Genomic DNA, 20,908 nt, shown 5'->3' on the forward strand with positions numbered 1-20,908 from the left:
CCGATGCGGTTGACCTTGGAGGCCGCCCGCGCAAACTGCGGCCCGCACCGGCCCAAAGCGCCCTGAGCCACGGCCGGTGCCGCGTGCCAGGACAAGGACCCACGACCCATGACCGACCGACCGCTACAGCTCGGCGCACATACGGACCTGCCCCCCTCGCCCGAGGCGGCGGTGCTCGACCGGGTGCCGAACCCCCATGCGGATACCGACTACGTGGCCCGCTTCACCTGCCCGGAGTTCACATCCCTGTGTCCGGTAACGGGGCAGCCGGACTTCGCCCACCTGGTCATCGACTATGTGCCGGACCAGTTTCTGCTCGAATCCAAGTCGCTGAAGCTGTACCTCGCCAGCTTCCGCAATCACGGCGCGTTCCACGAGGACTGCACGGTGTCCATCGGCAAGCGCGTGGCGAACCTTCTCTCGCCGCGCTTCCTGCGTATTGCCGGCTACTGGTACCCCCGCGGCGGTATTCCGATCGATGTTTTCTGGCAGACGGGAACCCTTCCCGCCGGAGCGTGGTTACCCGACACGGGGGTGGCATCCTATCGCGGACGCGGCTGAGTGCGGCGCAGGCGAGCAGCCTGTCTCACGCACAGGCCTCTCGCCCTCCGCGCAAAGGACGCTGCCAGGACACGCTGCCGCAGGAGGAATTGTGCATGCCGAAGCTCATCGTCACCAATGGCGACGCGGCTGTAGAGCGGCTCCAGGCGGCGCATATCGCCGGTCATCTCCTGCCGTGGCAGGACATGCTGCACGATGGCCCGGTGCCCAGCAGCGCCCTGCTGGACGAGGTTTCCGACACCCGCGCGGACTTCCTGTCCGCCGCCCTCGGCCTGCCTTTGGACAGCGTGCGCGCCGACTTCGCCCACCGTGATGCACAGCTCGATGTGCATTCCGCCTACACCGAGGTGGAGCTGTGGTTCGAGCACGACCTCTATGACCAGCTCCAGCTCATCCAGCTGCTGCATTATTTCTCCCATGAGCCGGAGCGCATGGGCCTCTTTCTGGTGCAGGCGAATCACTACATCGGGGTGATGGAGCCGGCCGAGCTGCAGGCGATGCAGCATCGCCGAATGCCGGTCACCGCCCTTCAGATCGAAACCGCGCGCGAGGCCTGGGACGCCTTCACCGCCCCAACCCCGACCGCGCTCGCCACCTTCGCGGCGAAGCCCCATGAGGCGTTGCCCTATCTGGTGTCCGCCTTGCGGCGGCTGCTGGCCGAGCTGCCGGCGCCACGCTCCGGCCTGTCCCTCACCGAGCAGCGGATTCTGGAAGAATTGGCTGACGGACCGCGCAAGGTCGCGCACCTGTTCGCCGCCGTTCATTCCATGGATGAGGCCCAGTTTCTGGCGGACCTGCCCTTCTTCCTGCGCCTCGATGGGCTGGCCTTCGCCCACGAGCCGCTGATCTCCGGCCTTCCGTTCCAGACCAGCGAGTGCGGCGCCCTCGCCTTTGCGCCGGGAGACGGCAGCCCGGCGGAGCGCAGCTACCGCGCCTATGCCTCCGCCGAGATCAGCTTGACCAAGGCGGGCGTGGCCGCCCTGAAGGGCCGCTTCGACCATGCGTGCGAAAACACGGTCGAGCGGGCCATGGGCGGCTTCCAGGTGATGCCCGGCGCCATGTGGCGCTATGACCGCGCGCGCGGCGAGCTCCTGGCTCCCAACTAGCTGGCCCCCAACCAGACCGCTTCAGTTCTTCATGGACGCGCGGAGGCACGCGGCCTCGCGCTTTCCCGCGCGTCCGTCACGCGAACCGGTTTCCACTTCGCCCGGGAAACGCTCCGGTGTGACCGCAGTGACAGGCCAAGGCGCCGCCGGGCCGCTCAGTGCGTGACCAGCTTCAGCCCCACGATCCCCAGCGCCACGAGGCCGATCGAGACCAGCCGTAGGATGTCGGCCGTTTCCGCGTAGAACATAATGCCCACAAGGGCCGTGCCGACCGTTCCGATGCCGGCCCACACCGCGTATGCGGTGCCCAGGGGGATGCCCCGCAGTGCCAGAGACAGCAGAAGCAGGCTCAGTGCGATCGCGCCGATGGTAAGAACACTCGGCCAAAACCGCGTGAAGCCTTCAGAATATTTGATGCCGACGGCCCAGGCGATTTCAGTGAAACCGGCCGCGAGCAGATACACCCATGCCATTGGGGAACACCAGGGAAGCGGGGTCGTCCCCGCCGCACGAGGGAGAACAGCGCGGCCGTCCGCGCTCGGCGGGGACCGCCTGTCCCCGCCCTTCTCCTTTACCCGATCGCGCCTTCACGACCAGAGGCCCAGCTGCAAAAAAATGCCGCACTATGCGCTTTTGTCGTCGGTGACCTCGAACACCAGCGTAGCACCCGCGGCGGACCGTGGCGGCACCACCACCACACCGGCAATGGATTCCTCCACCATGCGCCGCGCCGCGAGCGAGCGCCGCAGCTCTTCCGCGCCGGTCGTCGCGAATCGAACCGCAGCCACGCGCAGGCCCGGCCCCTTCGGCGCGGGCACGCCATAGCGCTCGGTGAACAGCGGCCGGCTCATCACGTCGATCTGCCCGCGCGGCGTCTGCGCCACGTACCAATCGTCCCGCGCGCGCAGGAGGGGCACATCGGTCAGAGTGTTCACGAAGGCTTGGTGCTCCACCGGCGTGTCGGCCACCAGCACCACCCCGCTCACCCCTGACACCATGTTTGAATGGCGCTGCAGGTCGACCGACCAGAAGTTCTCCGGGTGCGTCTGGGTGCAGGTGAAAGCCGCGAAATCCGGAGAGGCGGGCTCCTGCGCGAATGCGAGCCCGAAGCCGACATCCACCTCCTGCCCATCCGGCCGGCGCGCCTTCCGGGAGAACTCCACCGGCTCGAAGCCACCGAAGCCAGCCTGATCGAACAGGGCCTGCTCAGCGGCGGCATTAGTGCCTTCCAGGACCATCATGGACAAGCCTTCGCCACAGGTGGAAAGGAAGTTGGCATTGAAGGCGCCGAACGAGAAGTGACCGGGCTCGGCCGCCGGAATCTTGGCGGCATCGGTGATCTGCAACAGCTCGATGAAAAATCCAGGGGTCTGGACGATGCGGTTTTCAGTGCCCCACGGGTGCGCATTGCGCGACCCCACCGTGAAGCCCAGCAGGTCGTAGGTTTCGCCTGCTGCGTCGAGGTCACGGACGAGGTGAACCACGTGATCGAGGCCGCGTCGCATGGCATCTCCTTTGTTTCAAGGGTGTCCGGCCGGGGCGAAGCGCAGCGGAAGACCGGACTTTGAACGCAGTTTTGAATGCGTCGGGCCAAGGCCCTCGGCGGCCGCCAATATCATTCGCCCACGCACGCTTGGCATGCGTTGCCGGCACGGCCGGGAGACGGAAGGATCACGCAGAATGTAGATCCGCGGCGCAAAAGCGCCCCGCTCCTGCGGCGAGCTTAGCCGCAGGATGCCATGTTTGCGAATTGAAAATGTGGCGCGCAGCCGCAATGACGGCACCCTGATGCCACAATCAATGGCCCACGAAGCACGCGCCAGCCGCCCAAAACCCAAGCTCTGGAACGCGTCTCAGGCAGCTGCCGATCACACAAGCCGGCTCTGCTCCATCGCCGCGCCAATGAAGGACGCGAACAACGGGTGCGGTTCGAACGGGCGGGACTTCAACTCCGGATGGAATTGTACGCCGACAAACCACCGGTGATTCTGATGCTCGACAATCTCGGGCAGCAGCCCATCCGGAGACATGCCGGAGAATTTGAGCCCGTGCTGCTCGAGCCGTTCGCGATACGCGGTGTTCACCTCGTAGCGATGGCGATGGCGCTCGAAGATGTCGCTCTTGCCATAGATCGCCTCGGCCTTGCTGCCCGGCGCCAGATGGGCCGGATAGGCGCCAAGCCGCATGGTGCCGCCCAGATCGCCGGCCGCGCTACGGCGCTGCAGCTCATTGCCCTGCAGCCACTCGGTAAGCAGGCCCACCACCGGTTCAGACGTCGGGCCGAATTCGGTGGAATTGGCCTTCTCAATTCCCGCGAGATTGCGCGCAGCCTCGATCACCGCCATCTGCATGCCGAAGCAGATGCCGAGATAGGGCACCTGGCGTTCGCGCGCGAACTGAGCCGCGCGAATCTTGCCCTCAGCGCCGCGCTGGCCGAAGCCGCCGGGGACGAGAATGCCGTTCACATGCTCCAGGAAGGGCGTGGGATCCTCGCGCTCAAACGTCTCGCTCTCGATCCAGTCCAGGTTCACCTTGACCTGATGGGCGATGCCGCCATGGGCCAGCGCCTCGATCAGCGACTTATAGGCGTCCTTCAGCCCGGTGTACTTGCCGACGATGGCGATGGTCACTTCGCCCTCGGGGTTGCGCACGCGCTTCTCGATGTCAGTCCAGCGCTTGAGATTGGGCGCCGGCGCCGGCTCGATGTTGAAGGCCGCGAGCACTTCCTTGTCGAGGCCCTCGGCGTGATAGGCCGACGGGACCGCATAGATGTTGTCGGCGTCGCGCGCCTCGATCACCGCGCTCTCGCGCACATTGCAGAACAGCGAAAGCTTGCGGCGCTCCTCGCGCGGGATCTCGCGATCCGTGCGGCACAGCAGGATGTCCGGCTGAATGCCGATCGAACGCAGCTCCTTCACCGAATGTTGCGTGGGCTTGGTCTTCACCTCGCCGGCAGATGGGATGTAGGGCAGCAGCGTGAGATGAATGAAGATGGCATGGCCGCGGGGCAGCTCGTTCTTGAGCTGGCGGGTGGCCTCGAAAAAGGGCAGGCCCTCGATGTCGCCGACCGTGCCGCCGATCTCGACCAGCACGAAGTCAAAGCCCTCATTGCCCTCCAGGACGAAGTCTTTGATGGCGTTGGTGACGTGGGGAATGACCTGGATGGTGGCGCCCAGATAGTCGCCCCGGCGCTCCTTGGTCAGGATGTCCTGATAGATGCGGCCGGTGGTGATGTTGTCCTGCCTGCAGGCCGGGCGCCCGGTGAACCGTTCGTAATGACCAAGGTCGAGATCCGTCTCCGCGCCATCGTCGGTGACGAACACCTCACCGTGCTGGTACGGGCTCATGGTGCCCGGATCGACGTTGAGATAGGGGTCGAGCTTGCGCAGACGAACCGTGTAGCCGCGCGCCTGAAGCAGCGCGCCCAGGGCAGCGGAGGCGAGGCCCTTGCCCAGGGAAGACACGACGCCGCCGGTGATGAAGATATAGCGCGCCATGGGCCTTGACCTTACCTCGTGCAAACGCGATTCGGCGAGGGCGAAGCCGCATCCGGCCTCGCCTCGCCCGTGGAGAAGGAACGGCGCCGCGAAATGATCGCGGCGACACACTCACTGTGACTGCGGAACCTGCGGACCCGAAGGAGCCGTGGGGGCAGGCGTAGCCGGAGCTTCCTGCGCACCGCTACCCTGCGGGCGAATCTGATCAAGGATCGTCGCGCCACCGCTCTGCGGCGCGGCAGGCGCGCCCTGGCTCTGGCCAGCGGGCGCCAGGATGGAGCCGGGAGAACGCCCCCAGCCAGCCACGATGGTCAGCGCCAGCGACGTGATGAAGAACAGCACGGCCAGAATGGCAGTCGCGCGGGTCAGCACATTGGCAGTGCCGCGGGCGGTGAAAAAGCCACCGCCGCCGCCACCGCCGCCACCAATGCCGAGCCCGCCCCCCTCGGAGCGCTGGATCAGCACCACGCCGATAAGCGCAAGCACCACCAACAGGTGAATGACGATCAAAACCGTTTGCATGGAATCCATCATCTTCGCGCCGCAGCCGGAGGGCCGGGCACGCCAGTTGCGGGTCATCTACACGAAGCCGCCGCCGGATGGAAGGCCCGCCGGACACCCTATCGTGAGCTCCCCGCCTCACCGCGCACGCACACAGGCACCGCAAAATGCGCGGAACTGGCTAATTTTCACGCTGTGGAGCGGACTGGAGCTGTGGTAACGTGAGGCCATCAGAATCCCCACCGCCTTCCTATGCGGTCGACATGATGTCGGCACCGGTTTCCGAGCCCGCGCGCACATGATGAGCCTTGCGGGCTCCACGCCTCCGAGGAGGGGCGCATGGTGACGCTTGTTGACAGCTCCCTGAATCTTTTGTCCTCGCGCCCTGCGACGCAGGACCTGGGCTTGGCGGTAAATGGCGCCACCGCTGGAGCGGATGGGGGCCAGGCCGGCCAGATCGGCGCCGCCACCAGCCCTGCCTGGCTCCGCGGAACCAGCGTCGCGACCGACGCCTGGATCTCCAGCACCCATGCGACCGACACCGAATCGGACGTCAAAGGTGTGGGCGAATCGAAGCCGGCCGCCGATCTCGGCACCGCAACGGCCGCCTCCAGCATGCGCTCGAAAAAGCTCTCCATCGCCAGCGAGGACATGCTGATCGACGCGATCATCACCTTCAACCAGACCCTGCAGAAGCTCCCAGCCCTGCAGCAGCAGCTCCAGGGATTCCAGGCCAGCCTGGGCGCGGCGACCGACGATCGGATGGTCACCTATCTCAATCAGATGATCGCCTCGACCATCAGCGCCATCAGCCAGGCCAACGCCGTGGTGGCCAACGGCCCGGGCGCGATTGAGGATGGGCTGGCGGAAATCAAGCGCTCGCGCGGGGTGACCGGCACCATTTACACGCGCAACCCCGACGGCTCATTCAGCTTCGGCCAGTTCTCCATCCATGTGCGGGTTCCCAACGGAGCCAAGATGGTGAGCTGGAGCCACGACGGCAGCGGAACCGCAGTGAAGAACGTCTACGGCGAAAACGGCACTCAGAGCACCGAGGTGAAGCTGGCCTGACGCCCGCGGGCCCCGCTTCACCCCACTGCCAGCATCAACGCGGCGGCAGCAGCGATGAGCCACACGGCGCCTCCAATCTCCCTCCAGCGACCGGCGATGGCCTTCACGCCCACATAGGTGATGAAGCCCAGCCCGATGCCGGTGGCGATGGAGAAGGTGAAGACGATGCCCAGCGCGGTTACGGCCGCGGGCAGCGCCTCCGTCGCATCCTCCCACCGGATGTCCCGAACCTCGCCGAGCATGGAGCACGCCACATAGAGCAGCGCCGGTGCGGTGGCGAAGGCCGGCACCGCCAGCGCCAGCGGCGAGAACAGCAGGCAGAGCAGGAACAGCCCCGCCACCACCACGGCCGCGAGGCCCGTTCGCCCGCCGGCGGCGATGCCGGACGCGCTTTCAATGTAGGACACGGTCGGCGACGTACCGAGCAGGCTGCTCACCAGCGCTCCGCCAGAATCGGCCAGCAGCACTTGGCGCAGGCGCGGCACCGTGCCGTCGGCGCGCATCAGGCCGGCGCGATGCAGGGTCGCGATGAGGGTGCCCATGTTGTCCAGCAGGTCCACCAGGAAGAAGGCGAACACGACCGAGGCGATGCCCACACTCAGTGCGCCCGCCACATCGAGCTGAAGCAAAGTGGGCAGGAGCGAGGGCGGCGGCGCCACTACGCCCGTGAACGTCACCAGACCCAGGGGAACGCCCGCCAGGGTCACAGCCCCGATGGCGATCAGAATCGCCCCCGGCACCCGCCGCGCCGCAAGACCCGCCATCAGAACGAACCCGACACAGGCGAGCAGGGTGGACGCGGTGCCAAGCGACCCCAGCGCCAAAAGCGTGGCTGGCTTCGCCACCACCACCCCCATGCCGTGCAGCCCCAGCAGGCCGAGGAACAGGCCGATACCGGCCCCAATGCCCAGCTTAAGAGAGAGCGGAATGGAATTCACCAGCCACTCGCGCAGGCGCAACACGCTCACCAGCAGGAACAGGCATCCGGAAAGGAACACCGCCCCGAGCGCCGTCTGCCAGGGCACGCCCATGGCCCCCACCACGGTGAAGGCGAAATAGGCATTGATGCCCATGCCGGGCGCGAGAGCGATGGGGTAGTTGGCCACCAGCCCCATGGCGAGGCTGCCGAGCGCCGCGGCAAGGCACGTGGCCACGAAAGCCGCGCCCTGGTCGATGCCCGCGGCGGCCAGAATCTGCGGATTCACCACAATGATGTAGCTCATGGTGAGGAAGGTGGTGACCCCCGCCCCCACCTCCACAGGCACGGAAGTTCCGTTTTCCCCGAGCCTGAAAATGCGATCCAGCACGGCGCCCATGGCGGTCCTCCCCCTGTGGAGAAAGCTAAGCCATTTTACCGCCCGAACGATACCGCCTCACGCGGGCAAAACGCTCAGGCGCCCGACCTGACACCGCCGCGCGCGAGCCATAGCCGGCGGCACCGTCACTCGATCTTTTCGTCGGGATAGACGCCGAAGAGCTGGGACTGCTGCACATAGCCGTCGAAGCCCTCGCCCGTCAGCCGGCAGAACTTGCCATCGCATTTCTTCACATTGCCCAGCACGCCGGGCTCCAGGCGGGCCACCACCCGGGCGTCCGCATTGGGCTCGGCGCGCAGAACCACGGTCTCGTTCTTCAGCCAGGGTGCCACCAGCGCGGTGCGGCGCAGGGAGAGCATGGAGTGATAGACCCACCCCTCCGCGCCATCGGCATCGCGGATGCGCCGCCAGGTCTCGAACTCAGCCGTCACCTCCACCGGCAGGCCGGAGCGGGAGAACACCCAGGCCACGTCCTGGTCCTTGTTCGGCCCGTTGCGCACATTCACCTTGTCCGCCTTGAGCGAGACGAAGCGCGGCACCGGCAGGCCCGAGGTTCCGTCCTCGGCGGCGACGGCCATTCCCGCCCCGGCCAGGGTCACCACGGCGGCCAGAGCGAGGGCCGTCAGGTTCCGCAGGGGGCTTTTTGGGGGAAGAGCTCGCGCCATCGACAGCATCGGCTGGTCCTTTCGCACTCAAGATTTTCGGGCAGAGGCAGTGCGCCCCCGGCGGGACATCGTCAAGCGGATGGGCTGCCGGACGCCTTGTGTTTCCCCGCCTGTCTGATAGACGGGACGAGAAGAGTTAAGAAATGGGGAATGGGAAGTGCCCATCGTGCGCCGCAAACCGCTTGTCGTCGTCACGCGCAAGCTGCCCGAATCGGTCGAGACGCGCATGCGCGAGCTCTTCGATGCTCGCCTGAACGTGGACGACACGCCCATGGATCAGGCCGCCCTCATCGAGGCGGTGAAAACCGCTGACGTGTTGGTCCCCACGGTGACCGACCGTATCGATTCCGCCCTGCTCTCGCAGGCAGGGGAGAACCTGCGTCTCATTGCCTCGTTCTCCAACGGCGTCGACCACATCGACGTGGCGAGCGCGCTCAACCGCGGCATCACCGTCACCAACACGCCCGGCGTCCTCACCGAGGACACGGCGGACATGACCATGGCGCTCATCCTCGCCGTGCCGCGCCGCCTCGCCGAGGGCGCGCAGGTCATGATCTCCGAGAAGGACGAGTGGCCCGGCTGGTCGCCCACCTGGATGCTCGGCCGGCGCATTTGGGGCAAGCGCCTCGGCATCATCGGCATGGGCCGCATCGGCCAGGCGGTGGCGCGGCGCGCCAAGGCCTTCGGCCTGCAGATCCACTACCATAACCGCCACCGGCTGCCTTCCGGCATCGAGGAAATGCTCGACGCCACCTATTGGGACAGCCTGGACCAGATGCTGGCGCGCATGGACATCATCTCCGTGAACTGCCCGCACACCCCGGCCACCTATCACCTGCTTTCGGCCCGCCGCCTGAAGCTCTTGAAGAACGACGCCTATGTGGTGAACACTGCCCGTGGCGAAGTGATCGACGAGAACGCCCTCACCCGCCTGCTGGAGGCTGGGGAACTCGGCGGCGCCGGCCTCGACGTGTTCGAGCAGGAGCCGGCGGTCAACCCCAAGCTGGTGCGCCTCGCCCGCCAGGGCAAGGTGGTGCTGCTGCCACACCTCGGTTCGGCCACCCTCGAGGGCCGCATCGACATGGGCGAGAAGGTCATCGTCAACATCAAGACCTTCATGGATGGCCACCGTCCGCCGGATCGCGTGCTGCCCGCCATGCTGTGAGGCACAATTCGCGGATTGATCGAACGGCCGGGCTCGTCCCGGCCGTTTCGCTTTGTCACCATCGAGAACCGAGGTGGCGGCAGGCCACATGCGGCGCACACCGCCCTTCCCTTGGCGCCGCGCGCGTCGTAGTCTTTCCCGCGCAACCGCCGTGTGGCCACCGGGTCGCGGGGCGATGGGACGATCGATGATCCTGATGCCTATCCATTTCGAAGACCGCCGCGGCCGCCTCGCGCCGCGCGCAACCGGCGCCGCCCAGGCGTCCGACCGATGGTGCGAAGCGCGCTGATTTGCTGAGCCGCCTTCGCTTGACCCCATCCGTCCGGACCGCTTTAACCGGCCGAAAATCGCCGAGACAATCGGGCCGGGACCCGCCAGGGAGCCGTTATGACCGCCGTTACGCTGATCGATAACTACGACAGCTTCACCTACAATCTCGTGCATTATCTGGGTGAGCTCGGCGCCACCGTCACCGTCCATCGCAACGATGCGGTTTCCATCGCCGACGTGCTGGCCGAAAAGCCGGAGGCCATCGTGCTTTCCCCCGGCCCCTGCACCCCCACCGAAGCCGGCATCTGCTGCGACCTGATCGCGGCGGCGGGGGCGGATGTGCCCATGTTCGGCGTTTGCCTCGGTCACCAGGCCATCGGCCAGGTGTTCGGCGGCGATGTGGTGCGCGCGCCCACCCCCATGCACGGCAAGCTTTCTGAGATCCTGCACGAGGGCAAGAGTGTGTTCCGGGGCCTCAACCACTCCTTCCAGGCCACGCGCTATCACTCGCTGATCGTGAAGCGCGAGACCCTGCCGGACACGCTGGAGATCACCGCCCACACGGCGGATGGCCTCATCATGGGCCTCGCCCACAAGACCCGGCCCATCCACGGCGTGCAGTTCCACCCCGAGAGCATCGCCTCGGAGAACGGCCACGCGCTCCTGCGCAATTTCCTGGAGATCGCGACCGCCTTCAACGCGGCCAAAGGCTGAGGACGAAAGATGACGGACGAGTTCAAGCCGCTGCTCGGCAAGGTCGCCACCGGCGCCAGCCTCACGCGCGACGAAGCGGCCATCGTGTTCGACAAGATGATGTCGGGCGAGGCCACCCCCTCCCAGATGGGCGCGCTGCTCATGGGCCTGCGCGTGCGCGGCGAGACGGTGGACGAGATCGCCGGCGCCGTCTCCGTCATGCGCTCCAAGATGCTGCCCGTCACCGCCCCGGCCGATGCGGTGGACGTGGTGGGCACGGGCGGCGACGCCTCGGGCTCCTACAACATCTCCACCTGCGCGTCGTTCATCGTGGCGGGTGCCGGTGCGCCCGTGGCCAAGCACGGCAATCGCGCGCTCTCCTCCAAGTCCGGCGCCGCCGATGTGCTGGCCGCCCTTGGCGTGCGCATCGACCTGACGCCGGCCGGCATCTCCCGCTGCCTTTCGGAGGCGGGCATCGGCTTCATGTTCGCGCCCTCCCACCATCCGGCCATGAAGCATGTGGGCCCCACCCGTGTGGAGATGGGCACCCGCACCATCTTCAACCTCATCGGCCCGCTCTCCAATCCGGCGGGCGTGACGCGGCAGATGGTGGGCGTGTTCGCCAAGTCCTGGATCGTGCCGCTGGCCGAGGTGCTGAAGACCCTGGGCTCGGAGCGCGCGTTTGTGGTCCATGGCTCGGACGGGCTGGATGAGATCACCATTTCGGGCACCACCGACATCGCCGTTCTGGAGAACGGCAAGATCCACACCTTCCAGGTGACGCCGGAGGATGTGGGGCTGAGCCGCGCGCCGGCCGAAGCCCTGAAGGGCGGCGATGCCAAGGTGAACGCCGCTGCGCTCACCGCTGTGCTGGACGGCGCCCGCAACGCCTATCGTGACGTCTCCCTCTTCAATGCCGCCGCCACCTTGGTGGTCGCCGGCCGCGCCAAGGACCTGCGCGAGGGCGTGGAGATGGCCACCGCCAGCCTCGATTCCGGCGCCGCGAAGGCCAAACTCGAGAAGCTCGTGGCGGTTTCCGCAGCAGCGGCGGAGGCGGCGTGATGAGCAACATCCTCACCCGCATCGAGGCCTATAAGCGCGAAGAAATCGCCGCCGCCAAGAAGGCGCACCCGCTGGCGGAGATTGAAGCGGCGGCCAAGGCCGCACCGCGCGTGCGCCCGTTCGCGGAGGCCCTTGCCCGCAATATCGCGGACGGGCATACCGCCCTTATCGCCGAGATCAAGAAGGCCAGCCCCTCCAAAGGCCTGATCCGGCCGGACTTTGATCCGCCGAGCCTGGCGCGGGCCTATCAGCGCGGCGGTGCCACCTGCCTTTCCGTGCTCACCGACACCCCCTCCTTCCAGGGTGCGCCGGATTATCTGAAGGCGGCGCGCGCGGTGGTGAACCTGCCGGTGCTGCGCAAGGACTTCATGTACGACACCTATCAAGTGGCGGAAGCCCGCGCCTGGGGGGCGGACTGCATCCTCATCATCATGGCGGGGGTGGACGACGCGCTGGCGGGCGACCTTGCCGCTGCGGCGGTCGCCTATGGCATGGACGCGATCTTCGAGGTGCATGACGACGCTGAGCTCGACCGCGCCTTGGCCCTGCCCAGCCGCCTCATCGGCATCAACAATCGCGACCTGCGCACCTTCGAGACCACCCTGGCCACCTGCGAACGGCTCGCCCCACGCGTGCCAAAGGACCGGCTGGTGATCGGCGAGAGCGGCATTTTCACCGCCGCCGATGTGGCACGGCTGGGACAGGTGGGGATCCATTCCATCCTGGTGGGCGAAAGCCTCATGCGCCAGGAGGATGTCGCGAGCGCGACTTCCCTCCTGCTTGCGTCCTGACCTTGCCCTATACGTCACTTTCGTCCTTAATGTGCGCACCGGCCCGCTGAAGAGGCCGGCGCATAGGGAGAATTGTGATGAAAGTGGCCCTTCTCGGCGCCCTTGCGGGTGCGGCTTGGCTTGTGGCGGGTCCCGCGCTGGCGGCGGACCCGACCGGCCTGTGGCAGACGCCCACCCGCGGCGGCCAGGTGGAAATCTCCAAGTGTGGCGCCAGCCTCTGCGGGCGCCTGGTCTCCTCCGAGGGCCTGAAGGCCGATCCGGGGCTGAAGGACGTCCATAATTCCGATGCCAAGCTGCGTGACCGCCCGCTGAAGGGGCTCACCATTCTCAGCGGCTTCAGCGGCGGGCCGAACGAGTGGAGCGGCGGCAGCATCTACAATGCCGATGACGGCAAGACCTATTCGGCTTCCATCACCCTCGACGGGGCCGACAAGCTGAAGCTGAAGGGCTGCGTCATCGTCCCCCTCTGCAAGACCCAGACCTGGACCCGTCTGCGCTGATCCCGCCGGCGGAGCGACACCAGAGACCAGAGCACTTCCGCAATTCCCTGAAAGGCGGAAGTGCTCTATCCAATTGACTTAGAACACTTTCCGCAAGCACACCGCGCCACTCTCCACCCCATTGCGCTCCGCCGCTGCCGGAGCCGGGAACAGCCTGGAGGTGGACACGCCCGGCTGCTGGCTCCATCTTGCCCCCGACCCGCAGCGATTCCGGAGGCCAGCGTCCCCATGGCGCGCCTGACTCATCTCGACGACCAGGGCGCCGCACGGATGGTGGACGTCTCCGAAAAGGCGATCACCGCGCGCGAAGCCGTGGCCCAGGGCCAGGTGGTCATGGCGCCTGAAACGCTGGAGATGATTCTTTCCGGCAATGCCAAGAAGGGCGACGTGCTTGGCGTGGCGCGCATCGCAGGAATCATGGCGTCCAAGCGCACCCATGAGCTGATTCCGCTCTGCCACCCGCTCATGCTCTCCAAGGTGGAAGTGGAGATTGCCCCAGACAGCGCCCTCCCCGGCCTCGTCGTCACCGCGCGGGTGAAGACCTCCGGCCAGACCGGCGTGGAGATGGAGGCGCTCACCGCCGTCTCGGTGGCGTGCCTCACCATTTACGACATGGCCAAGGCCGTGGATCGCGGCATGCGCATCGAAGGCGTCAGCCTCAAGGAAAAGTCCGGCGGGCGCAGTGGCCTGTGGCGCGCGGAAGCCTCATAGCCGGCGAGACAAGGAAGGAACGCGACCATGGCGCTGATGAGCGTCGAGGAGGCCCTCAGCCGCGTGACCCACTCGGTCACGCCCCTGGGCATCGAAGAGGTCCCGGTGGAACAGGCTGCGGGCCGGGTGCTGGCCGCGGACCTCATCGCGCGCCGCTCCCAGCCGCCGGCCGACATGTCGGCCATGGATGGCTACGCCGTGCGCGCCGCCGACATCTCCATCACGCCCGCGACCCTCACCGTCATCGGCGAATCCGCCGCCGGCCGCCCGTTTGTCGGCGGCATGGGCCCCGGGCAGGCGGTGCGCATCTTCACCGGCGCCGTGATGCCGGAGGGCGCCGATACAGTGGTGATTCAGGAGAACACCAGCCGCGACGGCGATCTTGTCACCACCACGGCGGCAACCGCCGCCCTGCGCAATGTCCGCAAGCTTGGCTGCGATTTCCTGCAAGGCGCGCCTGGGCTGCGCGCCGGTCGCCGCCTCACCAGCCGCGACATCATGCTGGCCGCGGCCATGGACCATGCCACCATCCCGGTGGCCCGCCGGCCCCGCGTCGCCATCATCCAGACCGGCGACGAGCTGGTGCTGCCCGGCCGCGGTACGGGGGCGGAGGGTGAAATCGTGGTGTCCAACGCGTTTGGCCTCGCAGCCCTCGCCAGCCGCGCCGGAGCCGTGGTGACAGACCTTGGGCTGGTGGGCGACGAACTCGCCGACATCCGCGCCGTGGTCGCCCGTGCCCTCAATGGGGATTTTGATCTTGTGGTGTCGTCTGGCGGTGCCTCGGTTGGCGATCATGACCTGATGGCACCCGCCCTGCGCGCCGAGGGCGTGGACCTCTATGTGCACAAGATCGCGCTGCGCCCGGGCAAGCCGCTGATGTTCGGCACCCGCGGCGCCGTGCGGTGCCTGGGCCTGCCCGGCAACCCCGTCTCCTCTCATGTGTGCGCGCTGTTGTTCCTCGAGCCGCTGGTGCGGGCCATGCAGGGCGATGCCGCCGCTGTTGTGCGCACCGCCCCTGCCCGGCTCGCCGTCGCCGTGCCCTCCAATGATCAGCGGCGAGATTTCATGCGCGCCCATATGGAGCATGACGTCGACGGCTCGGTGCGGGTCACGCCCGCCGCGTCCCAGGACAGCGCCATGCTGAGCGTGCTCGCGGCGGCCGATTGCCTGCTGGTGCGCCCGCCGTTCGCCCCCGCTGCCAAGGCCGGCGACCCCTGCGAAATCATCCCATTCCACGATTGATGCCATGGCCACGGGCAATCTGAGCTTCGAGATCGAAAAGGCCGCGCGGCGCGTGACCTATTACGTGCAAGGCCTGCTCCGCGACCTTGCTCCCCACGCCCTGCACGCCCCGCAGCTCGCCGCCGCGCGCCGCATGGCGCAGGCCCATGGCGCGGATGCGGACCTTGTGTTCCGCGTCAACTACTACAACAAACTTGCGGCCGGCGTGCCGCACCCCATCACCCTCATGCCGCGCCCCCACGTGCGGTCGGGCAGCCGCTATTATTACGACCTGATGGAGGCCCTGCACGCCTTTTCGGCGCCGCTCCGCCCCCGCTATCAGTTCGGTGACGTCATCGCCGTTCCCGACCAGCCCACCATTCTGAAGAGCCGCCCCATTGCCGGCGACAACCAGAATTCGGTCCTGTTGAAGCTCGACCGATTCCGCCACTACCAGCTGTACCGCGACCGCCTCTCCTTCGACGAGAAGCGTCCCATGGCGGTCTGGCGCGGCGGCGGCAATCTCCCGTGGCGCCAACGTCTCATCGCCCGCCACGCCACCAATCCCCGCTGCGACATCGGCTCCGTCTCCGCATCTCCCGGCGGCCCGCCACCGAAGCCCTATCTCTCGCCATTCCAACAGCTCGGCTACAAGTACATCCTCTCCATCGAGGGGAATGATGTGGCCACGAACCTGAAATGGATCATGGCGTCGAACTCCCTCTGTTTCATGCCTCCGCCGCGATATGAAACCTGGTTCATGGAAGGCACGCTGAAGCCCGGCATCCATTATGTCGAGCTCCAAGCCGATTATGACGACCTGGATGAGAAAATAGATTATTTCAATCGACATCCGGATGAAGCGCGCACGATCATTGCCAATGCACAGGCCTATGTTCGGCAATTCTTCAATCCGAGGCGTGAGCGGCTCATCGCACTTCTCGTTCTGCAGAAATATTTCGAGCGCACTGGGCAAGCCGAGCCCTGGCCGCAGTCGGCTTCGCTCTTCACGTGAAGAAAGATCGCGCCAAAGAGATCTTCACCCTTGCGGAACACAAAAGGAACAGATAGAAGCTGTTCATGATTTGTTTCGCATATTTGCGACACCATCGCGCGCTTGCCGCCCCTGCCGAACTGTCCGGCAGGGCCGCACCGCTGGTGGTCGGCGGCACCGGGAACGGGGGGTGAGATGCTGACGCGCAAGCAATACGACCTGCTTCGCTTCATCCATGAGCGGCTTAAGGAAACCGGCGTGCCGCCGTCCTTCGATGAAATGAAGGAGGCGCTGGACCTGCGCTCCAAGTCGGGCATCCATCGCCTCATCACCGCGCTGGAAGAACGCGGTTTCATCCGGCGCCTGCCCAATCGCGCCCGCGCCCTGGAGGTGGTTCGCCTGCCGGACAGCGTGGCGCCCGGCCTCACGACGCAACGGGGCGCGGGACGCGGCTTCTCTCCCTCGGTCATCGAGGGCAGCCTCGGCAAGGTCCGCCCTGTTGCCGAGGATGAGGGGGAAAGCGGACAGACCGTCGCGGTGCCCGTCATGGGCCGCATCGCGGCCGGCACGCCCATATCGGCCATTCAGAGCCGCAGCGCCACATTGAACGTTCCGCCCGAAATGCTGGGCCAGGGCGAGCATTTCGCGCTCGAAGTGCGCGGCGACAGCATGATCGAAGCGGGCATTCTCGACGGTGACACCGTGCTGATCCGCAAATGCGACAGCGCCGAAACCGGCGACATCATCGTGGCGCTGGTGGACGAAGAGGAAGCAACGCTCAAGCGGCTCCGGAAAAAGGGCGCCTCCATCGCGCTGGAGGCAGCCAATCCAGCCTATGAAACCCGCATCTTCGGCCCGGACCGGGTGCGCATCCAGGGTCGGCTTGTCGGCTTGATGCGGCGCTACTGAGGGCGGGGCGCGGTCTCACTCCGTCGCGGCGTCATCCTCGGCCTCGTTGGCGGCTTCGGTCTTGCCGGACGGGGCGGGCGGAAGCGGGGGCAGCCAAGGCCGGCGAATGGAAGGGTCGCGCGTGGGCTGTTCACGCAGGCCCGCTTCGTCTCGGAAGAAGGCCAGCGTACCGGTGCGGTCGAGATCCGTCGGCGTCACGACACGGGCGGGACATCCCGCAGGCGGTGTGTCTCGGGTCACGACGATGCGGGCGTTGAGGCAATCGGCAGCGAGCCCCTCCGCGCGGCGCGAAATCGCGATCGTGCCGCCGCCTGGCAGAGGGGCGGCACAACCCATCGGGTCGCAGGCAAAGCCATTGTCGAGTTCAGGCGAGCGCGCCGTGCGGCGGTCGCCCTCGCGGGCCAACCATTGCTCCACCAGGATGCGCTGGCCCTTGGCCCCCACCACGGAAAGTCGGCCGTCGCCTCCACGCACCGCCACGGTCGTCGCATTGGGGGCGATCAGTACATCCGGCGGCTTTAGGGGGCCTGAGGCGGCGAGGGCGAAGGCGAAGGCCGGGACGGCGATGAGGCTCGGTAGCCCGCGCAGCAGGCAGGTGGACAGGAGGGCGAGGCTGAACCACAGCAGAGCTGCGGTGTTCACCGTGTCGATTCGAGCATCCGCGCCCGGCAACCCGGCGACGTAATCCGACACCGCCAGCATGATCTCGATGCCGGTGCCCATGACGGGCCAGGCCAGCCCGTCCCAGCCAAAGGGCATCAGCAGCACGCCGATAAGGCCGAACGGCATGACCAGCAGCGAGACGGCGGGCATGGCGGCGAGATTGGCCAGCAACCCGTAGGGGGCGAATCTCTGGAAGTGATAGGCGGCGAACGGGCCGCTGGCGGAGCCGGCCACCAAGGCGGTGACCACGATCCCCGCAAGGAAGACCACCGGCATCATGCCGATTCGCGCCAACAGTCCTTCCGGGCGGGGCAGCGCCCGCAGAGGTTGCAGCCTCTCATATGCGGCTACCAGGGCCAATGTAGCCGCAAACGACATTTGCGGCCCAGGATCGAGCGCCGCCTCGGGCGTCAGGCCGATCACGACGACGGCGGCAACGGCAATGGTCCGGAGGGTCAGCGCCCTCCGCCCCATGATCACCCCCGCGAGCACAAGTGCCGTCATCACGAAGGAACGCTGGGCGGGAACATCATTGCCGGAAAGGATGAGGTAGAAGGCGCTGCCGGCAAGCGCGAGCAGCGCCGCCATGGCCTTGATGGGCCAGCCCAGCGCCAGCGCCGGCACCAGGGCCAGGCCGCCCCGCGCCAGGGCGAACAGGGTGCCCGCGACCAGCGCCATATGCAGCCCGGATATAGAGAGGATGTGCGTCAGGCCCGATACGCGCATGCCCTCCTCCACCTCCTTCGGAATCGCGGAACGATCGCCAGCCACGAGCGCAACCGCGATCTCCCCCGGCACACCGTGGAGCACGGCGCGGATGCGCGCCCCGAGTGCTGCACGCACGCCATCGACCAGCACAGCGATCCGCACCGAAAGGGGAGGCTCCGTCGCCGCGAGAACAACCTTTGGGCGACCAAGTCCAAAACCGACGGCATCGATGCCCTTGAACCAGAGCGCGCGCCCGAAATCGTGTGATCCGGGCATTGCGGGTCCAAGCGGTGGAAGCAGGCGCGCGAGCTGGGTGATGTGGGCTCCCACCGGCGGCGCCATGCCCGGCCGGAGCGAAAGCCGCACCAGCCGGGGAGATCCCTCGACGCCGGAAATTGCCCCGCCGTCCAGCCGCAGCAGAATACGATCACTCCCCACACGCCGCTCGAGGCTTTCCACATAGCCTGAAAGGCGCACCGGGAAAGCGGGCGCCTTCGCCACCACCTCATGCCAAACCAGGGCTGTGCGCACGCAGCCGGCGGAGAAGCCAGCCGAGAGGGCCAGCAGGCCCGCGAACACACGCACCATCACGGCATTGTGCCGTCCCGCGAAAAGCGCCCCCGCCAAGGCCGCGGTCAGAAGCAGGGCGGCGATCAGGGAAGGCTCGTTGGGAGCCGCAAAATAAACCAGCACCCCGGCGGCGAACGCCACCGGCAACCACAAGGCGAGACGGCCGGATTCCGCTTCCGCGGCCAGATCCGCCCCCAGGCGCCGGAGCAGCCCGGCCCACAGCAGATCGAAGCGAACAGTACCCGACCGCGCGCCGGCGGCGATGGCAACGGCGCGCGCAGCCGATCGCGCCGGCGCCATGCGCCCGCAACCGTGCCCGCTCTCACCCTGCCCGCCCCCCATGTCACCCCGCCCCGTGTCGCGACCATGTTTCTTGTGCGATGCGCCTATGCTACACGGGCGCCTCGCGCGCGCCACGGCGGACTCATCGGGTGCCGGCGGCGCGCCCTGCCCGTTTCCGTCGCCTTCGCTTCGCGGGGCGCCCGGCCGTCGAGTTCCCCATGTCCGAGATCGTCACCCGCTTCGCCCCCTCGCCCACCGGCTTCCTGCATATTGGCGGCGCCCGAACGGCGCTGTTCAACTGGCTCTACGCCAAGGCGAAGGGCGGCAAGATGCTTCTGCGCATCGAGGACACCGACCGCCAAAGGTCCACCAAGGAGGCCATCGACGCCATCCTGGAAGGCCTGTCCTGGATCGGCATCGACTGGGATGGCGAGCCCATCTACCAGTTCGCCCGCGCCGAGCGGCATCGCGCCGCGGTGGAGGAGATGCTGGCCAAGGGCAATGCGTATCGCTGCTATGCGAGCGCCGAAGAGCTCGAAGAGATGCGCGAGCTCGCCCGCAAGGAGGGACGCCCGCCGCGCTATGACGGCCGCTGGCGCGATCGCGACCCCTCCGAGGCACCCGCGGGCCGCGCGCCGGTCATCCGCCTGAAGGCCCCGCGCGAGGGTGAGACGGTGATCGAGGACATGGTGCAGGGCACCGTGACCTTCCCCAACAAGGACCTCGACGACCTCATCCTGCTGCGCTCCGACGGCACGCCCACTTACATGCTCGCCGTGGTGGTGGACGACCATGACATGGGCGTCACCCACATCATCCGTGGCGACGACCACCTGACCAATGCCGCGCGCCAGACGCAGATTTATCGCGCCCTGGGCTGGGACGTGCCGCGCATGGCGCACATTCCCCTCATCCATGGCCCGGACGGGGCCAAGCTCTCCAAGCGCCACGGGGCGCTGGGCGTGGATGCCTATCGCGACATGGGCTATCTGCCCGCCGCCCTGCGCAATTATCTGGTGCGCCTGGGCTGGAGCCATGGCGACCAGGAAGTGTTTTCCACCGAGGAAATGGTCAGCTATTTCGACCTGGACAAAGTGGGCCGCTCCGCCGCCCGCTTCGACTTCCAGAAGTTGGAGAACCTGAACGGCCAGTATATGCGCGCCGCCTCCGACGCCGAGCTGATGGCCGCCGTGGACGCGCTGGTGCCCCACCTGCCCGACGCCGCGCATCGCCTTGCCCGCATGACGCCGGAGCGGCGCGCCCAGCTCACCGCCGCCATGCCGGGCCTGAAGGAGCGCGCCAAGACGGTGGTCGAGCTGCTGGACAATGCCGAGTTCATCTTCGAAACCCGGCCCCTGCCGCTGGACGAGAAGGCCAAGACCCTGCTTTCCGATGCCGGCCGTGAGCACCTGGGCAAGCTCGTGCCGCTGCTGGAAGCCGCCGAATGGACCGCCGCCGCCACCGAGGCCGCCGTGCGCGCCTATGCGGAGCAGGCCAGCGTGAAGCTGGGCGCGGTGGCGCAGCCTCTGCGCGCCGCGCTCACCGGCAAGTCCACCTCCCCGCCCATCTTCGACGTGCTGATGGTCCTCGGCCGCGAGGAGAGCCTTGCGCGGCTGAAGGACCAGGCCAAGTGAGCGAAACAGGGGATCCAG

The 20,908-nt window shown here is 67.2% G+C and carries 20 protein-coding genes; 13 read left to right on the forward strand and 7 right to left on the reverse strand.

Translation table 11 applies throughout. From position 1 onward, the window contains the following. Nucleotides 1-108 precede the first annotated feature (108 nt). Both queF and V5F26_RS14595 read left to right on the forward strand, forming a co-directional pair. Nucleotides 109-561: a preQ(1) synthase gene (gene queF, locus V5F26_RS14590; protein WP_394056780.1), complete on the forward strand. Its 453-nt coding sequence runs from the start codon at nucleotides 109-111 to the stop codon at nucleotides 559-561. 95 nt (nucleotides 562-656) lie between these two features. After that, nucleotides 657-1,667 carry a hypothetical protein gene (locus tag V5F26_RS14595; protein WP_394056778.1) on the forward strand — a complete coding sequence of 337 codons (1,011 nt, stop codon included), beginning with the start codon at nucleotides 657-659 and terminating at the stop codon, nucleotides 1,665-1,667. A gap of 155 nt (nucleotides 1,668-1,822) precedes the next feature. Here the strand turns inward: V5F26_RS14595 and V5F26_RS14600 are convergent, their stop codons facing one another. The 4 genes from V5F26_RS14600 to secG all read right to left on the reverse strand — a co-directional run bounded on the left by V5F26_RS14600 (nucleotide 1,823) and on the right by secG (nucleotide 5,686). Further along, nucleotides 1,823-2,140 carry a DMT family transporter gene (locus tag V5F26_RS14600; protein ID WP_394946281.1) on the reverse strand — a complete coding sequence of 106 codons (318 nt, stop codon included), beginning with the start codon at nucleotides 2,138-2,140 and terminating at the stop codon, nucleotides 1,823-1,825. Between the two features lie 150 nt (nucleotides 2,141-2,290). Further along, nucleotides 2,291-3,172, reverse strand: a complete 882-nt coding sequence (locus V5F26_RS14605; protein WP_394946282.1) for a VOC family protein — start codon at nucleotides 3,170-3,172, stop codon at nucleotides 2,291-2,293. Between the two features lie 363 nt (nucleotides 3,173-3,535). After that, complete coding sequence (gene pyrG / locus V5F26_RS14610; RefSeq protein ID WP_234050464.1) at nucleotides 3,536-5,164, reverse strand: CTP synthase; 1,629 nt, start codon at nucleotides 5,162-5,164, stop codon at nucleotides 3,536-3,538. Nucleotides 5,165-5,275: 111 nt separating this feature from the next. Further along, entirely contained in the window at nucleotides 5,276-5,686 is a 411-nt protein-coding gene (gene secG / locus V5F26_RS14615) for a preprotein translocase subunit SecG (protein ID WP_394056880.1), read from the reverse strand. A 318-nt stretch (nucleotides 5,687-6,004) separates the two neighbouring features. Here secG and V5F26_RS14620 point away from each other — a divergent pair, with 318 nt between their 5' ends. Beyond that, nucleotides 6,005-6,736 (forward strand): hypothetical protein, encoded by a 732-nt coding sequence (locus V5F26_RS14620; RefSeq protein ID WP_234050466.1) that lies wholly within the window; start codon nucleotides 6,005-6,007, stop codon nucleotides 6,734-6,736. Nucleotides 6,737-6,753: 17 nt separating this feature from the next. On the opposite strand, the gene V5F26_RS14625 is transcribed toward V5F26_RS14620, so the two are convergent. Together V5F26_RS14625 and V5F26_RS14630 are read right to left on the reverse strand one after the other, a co-directional pair. Continuing rightward, nucleotides 6,754-8,052 (reverse strand): NCS2 family permease, encoded by a 1,299-nt coding sequence (locus V5F26_RS14625; protein ID WP_394946283.1) that lies wholly within the window; start codon nucleotides 8,050-8,052, stop codon nucleotides 6,754-6,756. Between the two features lie 125 nt (nucleotides 8,053-8,177). Then, nucleotides 8,178-8,717, reverse strand: coding sequence for an SH3 domain-containing protein (locus V5F26_RS14630; RefSeq protein WP_394056773.1), 540 nt, complete (start codon nucleotides 8,715-8,717; stop codon nucleotides 8,178-8,180). Nucleotides 8,718-8,880: 163 nt separating this feature from the next. Between V5F26_RS14630 and V5F26_RS14635 the strand changes: the two genes are divergently transcribed. From V5F26_RS14635 to lexA, 9 genes are all read left to right on the forward strand, one after another. Continuing rightward, on the forward strand, nucleotides 8,881-9,882 hold the full coding sequence (locus tag V5F26_RS14635; RefSeq protein ID WP_234050818.1) for a 2-hydroxyacid dehydrogenase: 1,002 nt from the start codon (nucleotides 8,881-8,883) through the stop codon (nucleotides 9,880-9,882). Nucleotides 9,883-10,269: 387 nt separating this feature from the next. Then, nucleotides 10,270-10,866, forward strand: a complete 597-nt coding sequence (locus V5F26_RS14640; RefSeq protein WP_394056771.1) for an anthranilate synthase component II — start codon at nucleotides 10,270-10,272, stop codon at nucleotides 10,864-10,866. A 9-nt stretch (nucleotides 10,867-10,875) separates the two neighbouring features. Beyond that, complete coding sequence (gene trpD / locus V5F26_RS14645; RefSeq protein WP_394056770.1) at nucleotides 10,876-11,907, forward strand: anthranilate phosphoribosyltransferase; 1,032 nt, start codon at nucleotides 10,876-10,878, stop codon at nucleotides 11,905-11,907. Then, a complete protein-coding gene (trpC, locus tag V5F26_RS14650; RefSeq protein WP_234050471.1) occupies nucleotides 11,907-12,698 on the forward strand; it encodes an indole-3-glycerol phosphate synthase TrpC in 792 nt (263 codons plus the stop codon). The genes trpD and trpC overlap by 1 nt, the downstream gene beginning before the upstream one ends. A gap of 77 nt (nucleotides 12,699-12,775) precedes the next feature. Continuing rightward, nucleotides 12,776-13,198, forward strand: coding sequence for a DUF2147 domain-containing protein (locus tag V5F26_RS14655; protein ID WP_394056768.1), 423 nt, complete (start codon nucleotides 12,776-12,778; stop codon nucleotides 13,196-13,198). 228 nt (nucleotides 13,199-13,426) lie between these two features. Beyond that, nucleotides 13,427-13,909, forward strand: coding sequence for a cyclic pyranopterin monophosphate synthase MoaC (gene moaC / locus V5F26_RS14660; protein ID WP_394946284.1), 483 nt, complete (start codon nucleotides 13,427-13,429; stop codon nucleotides 13,907-13,909). A gap of 27 nt (nucleotides 13,910-13,936) precedes the next feature. Next, on the forward strand, nucleotides 13,937-15,151 hold the full coding sequence (locus V5F26_RS14665) for a molybdopterin molybdotransferase MoeA (protein WP_394946285.1): 1,215 nt from the start codon (nucleotides 13,937-13,939) through the stop codon (nucleotides 15,149-15,151). A gap of 4 nt (nucleotides 15,152-15,155) precedes the next feature. Further along, nucleotides 15,156-16,145 (forward strand): glycosyl transferase family 90, encoded by a 990-nt coding sequence (locus V5F26_RS14670; RefSeq protein WP_394946286.1) that lies wholly within the window; start codon nucleotides 15,156-15,158, stop codon nucleotides 16,143-16,145. Between the two features lie 174 nt (nucleotides 16,146-16,319). Further along, a complete protein-coding gene (gene lexA / locus V5F26_RS14675) occupies nucleotides 16,320-17,033 on the forward strand; it encodes a transcriptional repressor LexA (RefSeq protein ID WP_394946287.1) in 714 nt (237 codons plus the stop codon). Nucleotides 17,034-17,048: 15 nt separating this feature from the next. Here lexA and V5F26_RS14680 read toward each other — a convergent pair whose 3' ends face one another. After that, the gene (locus V5F26_RS14680) at nucleotides 17,049-19,274 is read right to left on the reverse strand and encodes a ComEC/Rec2 family competence protein (RefSeq protein ID WP_394946289.1); all 2,226 of its coding nucleotides are present in this window, start codon (nucleotides 19,272-19,274) and stop codon (nucleotides 17,049-17,051) included. A gap of 200 nt (nucleotides 19,275-19,474) precedes the next feature. Here V5F26_RS14680 and gltX point away from each other — a divergent pair, with 200 nt between their 5' ends. Beyond that, a complete protein-coding gene (gene gltX / locus V5F26_RS14685; protein ID WP_234050478.1) occupies nucleotides 19,475-20,890 on the forward strand; it encodes a glutamate--tRNA ligase in 1,416 nt (471 codons plus the stop codon). Nucleotides 20,891-20,908: the final 18 nt, after the last annotated feature.

The organism is Xanthobacter variabilis (assembly GCF_043831965.2).
Lineage (GTDB): Bacteria > Pseudomonadota > Alphaproteobacteria > Rhizobiales > Xanthobacteraceae > Xanthobacter.